This window comes from Moraxella sp. K127 (genome assembly GCF_015223095.1).
Classification (GTDB): domain Bacteria; phylum Pseudomonadota; class Gammaproteobacteria; order Pseudomonadales; family Moraxellaceae; genus Moraxella.
In genome coordinates, this window is record NZ_JADFBZ010000036.1 from 26,601 (window position 1) to 32,809 (window position 6,209).

The following is a 6,209-nucleotide window of genomic DNA, read 5'->3' on the forward strand; positions in this document are numbered from 1 at the left end:
CTTATCACAATAATCAATTTGAAATAATAACACAAATTCCCTAGAATATCATCATCTTAAACACCGAGAAAACTCATGGCAAAATTCCGCAAAATCCTAACTCCTATCCATCTTAAAAACCTTGAACTCAAAAACCGCATTGTCATGCCCCCAATGTGCCAATATTCCGCCACAGATGGCGTGCCAAATGACTGGCATTTGGTGCATTACACCAGCCGAGCGGTGGGCGGTGTGGGTCTGATTATTGTTGAGATGACCAACGTTGCCCCCAATGGTCGCATTACGCCTAGATGCTTGGGGCTATGGAACGATGAACAACAACAAGCATTTGCTAGACTTGTGGACAGCGTGCATGCACAAGGGGCAAAAATTGGCATTCAAATCGCCCATGCAGGCCGTAAAGCCCAAGATGAGCCAAATGCCGTTGCCCCGTCTGCCATTCATTATGGTGAGCTTGACTATGCTGGGCAAAATCTCATCACCCCAAGGCAGCTGAGCATTGACGAGATAAAAGCATTGGTGCAAGCATTTGCCGACTCTGTCAAAAGAGCGGTGAATGCAGGCTTTGATGCAATTGAGCTTCACGCCGCCCACGGCTATTTGATTCACCAGTTTTGTGCACCCAAATCCAACCAACGAAGCGATGAATACGGACAAAACCGCCTATTGTTTGGCGAGCAAGTCATTCACGCTGTTCGTGCCGTCATGCCTGATGAGATGCCCCTAATCGTGCGTATCTCTGCCCAAGAGTATGGCGAAAACGGCTTTGACAGTGATTATGGCGTAGAGATTGCCAAACGCTTCTCAACAGCTGGGGCAGATGTGTTTCATGTCAGCGGCGGCGGCGATGGCGTATTGTGTGAGGGCAAGCACCCTGAGTTTTATGCAGGCTATCAGGTGGCACTGGCTCGCAAAGTCAAACACGCCACAGGCAAACCTGTGATTGCTGTGGGCATGCTAGATGACCCTGCTGTGGCTGACCATGTGCTTGGCGTGGGCGATGCCGACCTTGTGGCGATAGGTCGTGGGCTGCTTCGAGACCCATATTGGGTGCTAAACGCCCAATATCAGCAAAACCGCTCGGACAGCGATGAGATGCAGTTTGTGCCAAGACAATATGAACGTGGGTTTGTGTAAAACAGTTTTCAGGCTGCCTGATAAATGATTTCAGGCAGCCTGAAAATTTCCGACCCCATTTTATTGTGTAGTCAAAGCATTCAAACGATTTAAAATCGGTTGCAATGCCGCTTGTGGATTTCTAAACCAATCCGTTGACCAAATTCGCTGAATCTCCCAGCCTAAATTTTCCAAAATTTCTTGGCGTAATCTATCGCGGTCGCGTGCGGATTTGGACGAATGATAAGTCGCCCCATCGCATTCAATGCCCAATAAAAATTGCCCTTGACTGCCCAATTTTGGGTTACGCACCGCAATATCAATGAAAAAACCATTCACACCCACTTGCGGTTCACATTGATAACCGTGCTGTTCCAATGCCCTTATAACCGCAATTTCAAAATCACTATCAGGGGCTTTGCCTGTCAAAATGCCTTGCGTTCCCAAACGCCCTGTTTCGCAATAATGCAAAAATGCTTGCAATGACCGCACCCCTTTGGCACTTTCACTACCGATTAACACATCGCTTGAACCCATAGACGAAAAAATGTGCATACGCTTTTTGGCACGCGTAAACAACACATTTAGGCGTCGCCAACCACCACTGCTGTTAATTGGACCAAAACGCTGATAAACCCTACCACCAATAGTTTCTGGACCATAGGTCATTGAAATCAAAATCACATCTCGTTCATCGCCTTGAACATTTTCCAGATTTTTAATGAAAACAGGGTCGGTTTTGGCTTTTTCATCATACAAGGCTTGTAAAGCGGGGTTTTGTTCCAATTGTTCAGTAAACTGGCGTTCAATTTCATCTCGTTGCTTGCTGTTCATTGCCACCAAACCTATGCTTTCACTTGGCGAATTTTGCAAAATAACAATGGCTTGTTTGACAATTTCTGTGGCTTCAATTACATTAATGCTGTCGCCATAAACCCCCTCAATTCTGTGAAAGCGAATCCCCAAATCATCGCTTTTTTGCATAGGCGAAGGAAACAAAACCAAATCCGAATCGTAAAATTGACGATTGGAAAACGCAATCAAAGACTCGTGGCGAGAACGATAATGCCAACGCAAACGGCGTTGATGAAATTTGGGGTGCTTGCTCACCGTATCCAAAATGCTTTCAGACGCTTCAATCGCCAAAATTTCATCATTTTCATCGTCATTGTTGTTATTGGTTGAGAAAAAGTTAGTTGGTGGTAATTGTTTGGGGTCGCCCACAATCACAACAGAACCGCCATCTCGTTTAATGCGAGCCAATGCCCCAATCGCAAATTCGGGCAAAATTTGCGATGCTTCGTCCATAATCACCACATCAAATTCAAAACAGCCTGCCTGCAAATATTGGGCAACCGACATTGGACTCATCATCAAACACGGTTTTAATGCTTGAATGGCTTTGGCGGAACGCGTAAATAATTGGCGAATGGGAATATGTCTGCTTCTTTTGCCGTGTTCGTGCCTAATCAATGATAATTCGCTGAAATTGCCAACCAAACCCGTGCCAATTCCCATTGGGGCGGATTGTTTTGCTTGATAAGCAATTTGTTTGCATTGTAATACCATTAAATTTTTATCATAATTTTTAAATCGCTCAATCTTGGCTTGATGAAGCGATGAATTAAATTCACGAATAAATTCATTTTCTGCAAAAATTTGTTGTTGCAATTGATGAAAAATCGCCAATTCAATGGCATTTTCTATTTTATTGGCAGGCAAAATTTTGCTTTCCAATAATTGAATAATATTATCCAAATTGCCTTGCGATAAGCTATGTTTGGCGGATAAATACTGTGTCCAGTTATACAACCAACCAGCGTGTTCAATGGCTTGTTGATTTTTTTGTATGATTTCGTCAATGCGACTTAATGAAAAATGCACATCTGCCAACCACAACGCTTTATCCACTTGTCCTTGCGACATAAATGCCGTTTGATGATGAGATTGATTGTGTAATAAAGTTTTAAGTGTATTTAATTTTTCCACAATTACATCATAATTTTGTGCGGTGTTTTGTTGTTTTAAAGCTTGTATCAAATCCTGATTGTATTGAATGGTTGAGAATAATGTTAGAGTATTTAAGGCAGCCTGAACCTGATTTTGGGCATATTCATCAACTTTAAATGAAAATTGCCAATGCTGACGCCATTCACAATATTTTGTATTATCAAGCCATTGTGTTTTTGTCTGATTTAAACCGCTCAATATGTGATTGGCGGATTGGATTTGTGTCAATGGAATTTCTTTATTTGCCAAATGTGAATTTAATTGAGTTAAATATTCTTTTAATGTTTGCAATAAATTGGCAATAATATGCTCATTTTGTAAATGCAAATTCTCTGCACATAATTTATGTATTGGCTCAAAAACCAATTTCAATTCATTAAGTCCAGTTTCTATTTGTGTGGCAATCGGCTTTAATTGCTCACGATATAAAGCTGTGATACCAAACGCCATTTTTTCATTTAATGACAATAATGCCGTGCCGATATGGGTGCGTTCACTAAATGCCACACCATATTCTTGACGCACTTTTTGATACCAATCACGCAATTTTGCGATATTTTCAATAGGCGTATTGATACCTTGATAAACCTGCCCCAACAAGGGATTTTTTTGATGAATGGCATTGGCTTTTTCAAGCAATTCTTGGTAACGAATAAGCTCGGGCAACGCTTCTTGTAAATCATCAATTTTGGCAGTTCTTTGTTTTGATAATGCTAATACTTCATTTTTCGCCATTCGCCAATCCGATGACAAGAAACGAAACAATCCGCCATTTTCCAAAATAGCCAAATAAGTTTCCAAATCATCGGTATCAGGCAATTGATTTAATTTAAAAACCTTGTGAATATTCTTATGTAATTGTTTGGCATTATTTAAAACAGGGGTTAATTCAGACAACAGCTTATCCAAGCCGTCATTATCCAAATAATTGGCACGATGTTGCCATAATTCTTTGGGTAATTGCGTCATCAAATCAACTAAAATTTCCCATTCTTTTAAATTTTGGATATTTAATGAAAACAATGGGATAAATTTATTGGGTAATTGGGCTTGTATTTTGTTTATTTGCTCGGCTAATGTTGCAATATTTTGATTTAAATTATTTAAATTTTTATAATGTTTTGCATAATCAGCAAAGCTATTTTCATTAGATAAACTTATATTATTTAAATTTTGGATAATCTCATCAATTTGGCTGAAATAATGCGGATTATTTAAGGTATCTGTTTGAAAAGTTGGTTCTATTTCTTTAAGTTGTTTAAAATAATTTTTATATATTTCAATGGCTTGTTTAAACTCATTCAAGGCGTTTTCTTTAAACCATTCTGACAAAAACAATTCATTACCCTGTCTTTGTGGCAATTGTTCGGCTGTTTTTAATAAAGTTTGTAATGATTGTTCATCGTCAGCAGTCAAGGCAGCCTGAAAATGGGTTTGCCAATCTTGTTTAAATTGCCATAATTGCTGTAATGATTCATTCCATTGAGTTAATGATGAAATCAAAGCAGTTTGTTCGCTTGATGTCAGCGTATGTTTTTGAATCCCGTGCCAATAATGCCCAACAATATTGCCATTAGGCGATTGTTCGGCAACTGCTTGATAAACCGTTTTGAACATTTTGCCTTTATCGTGCATTTGGGTGCGTGCGACATTGTTCCAGTTTGTATTATTTGAAACTGAAAATGCCACTTGTTCTGGCAAAATATTCAATGATTTAAATTCTTCCGATAAACGGGTAACGCGATTTAAAATATGATGAATGCTGATTTGGATATTTTTATATTCACTGTTAATTTGTTGAACATACTGATTTAATTCGGTTTTGTATTGTTCATAACCATTGATTTCTGCTTGTAAATCTGCACGATGATTGGGATAATGTTGCTGTGATTGGGAAACCAAATCACTTAATATTTTTTGTTTATTGGTTTTATTGCTGTGCAATTCCAAACAAAAATTGCCCAAACCTGCTCTATCCAAACGGTCTTTTACCACATTTAAGGCAGCCATTTTTTCAGCAACAAACAAGACTTTTTTGCCATTATTGATAAAAGCGGCAATTAAATTGGTAATGGTTTGCGATTTTCCTGTACCAGGCGGACCTTCAATCACCAAGTTTTTACCTGCAATCGCATCAATTAAGGCACTGTGCTGTGAGCTATCGGCATCGTAAATCAAGGGATAAGTTTGATGAATTTCTTGATTGTATTCATCAATAGGGTATTCATTTTGCATCGCATTATTTTCGTGCTCAATGCTTTGCGGATTAAATAACTCCTGCAAAATGGGGTGGTTGTCAATACCGCCACAATCTTGCCAAGTATCTGGATTCAAATCGTCATACATCGCTTGCTTGCTAAAATTCAGCAAAGCAAGACAGGCACGGCGTTGAATGGACAATTTGGGTTCGGTGTATTCAATCAATTTTTGTACGGCTTGAAAATAAGATTCAGGAGTGCTGTTCTCTGTCCATTCAGGCAGCCTGAAATCAAAATCTGCTTTTAATTTTTCAGATAAGGTCATATTGATAAACCCATCATCTTCTTTTAAAACAAGATAATGGGTTTGCTTGCCCCTGTTGGTGCTGCTTTCAAGATTAACAGGCAGGGTCAATAAAGGGGCAAGACGTTTTTGATTGCCGTCTTGCCACACCAAAAACCCCAAACACAAATACAAGATATGGCTACCTGTTTCATTTAAAGTTAGGGTATTTTCTTGGTTGATTTTTTTGATAATGGCACTTAAATGGTGTGGGTACATTACCGTTAGGGCATTGTTTTTGCTGTCATTATTGGGTAATTCGCTATCCCATTGAATATCAAGATATTTTGCCCAATCGCTTGCACTGGGAAAAGGTGTATTGTCTGTATGTCCGTATGCCTTTAACTGTTTTTCATTTGGAAAATCAATGGTATCCAATGCCAGTTTTTCGCCCGCAAACAGTTTGGTTTGAATCGTATTGGGCGATATATTGAAAATTTCTACACTCTTTCCTTTGGGGAAACGGTAGTTGAGCAAAGCATTTCTGCTGCTTAAATCCAGCAAACGCTTACGAATTTGAGCCAAGGACTGAAAAGAAAAAG

At 39.3% G+C, this 6,209-nt stretch carries 2 protein-coding genes; one reads left to right on the plus strand and one right to left on the minus strand.

Annotated features, from left to right (window positions below):
* Nucleotides 1–75 precede the first annotated feature (75 nt).
* Nucleotides 76–1,137, plus strand: coding sequence for an NADH:flavin oxidoreductase/NADH oxidase (locus IM753_RS08835; protein WP_194109111.1), 1,062 nt, complete (start codon nucleotides 76–78; stop codon nucleotides 1,135–1,137).
* 60 nt (nucleotides 1,138–1,197) lie between these two features.
* Here the strand turns inward: IM753_RS08835 and IM753_RS08840 are convergent, their stop codons facing one another.
* A complete protein-coding gene (locus IM753_RS08840) occupies nucleotides 1,198–6,192 on the minus strand; it encodes a DUF4011 domain-containing protein (RefSeq protein WP_227713117.1) in 4,995 nt (1,664 codons plus the stop codon).
* Between the last annotated feature and the right edge of the window lie 17 nt (nucleotides 6,193–6,209).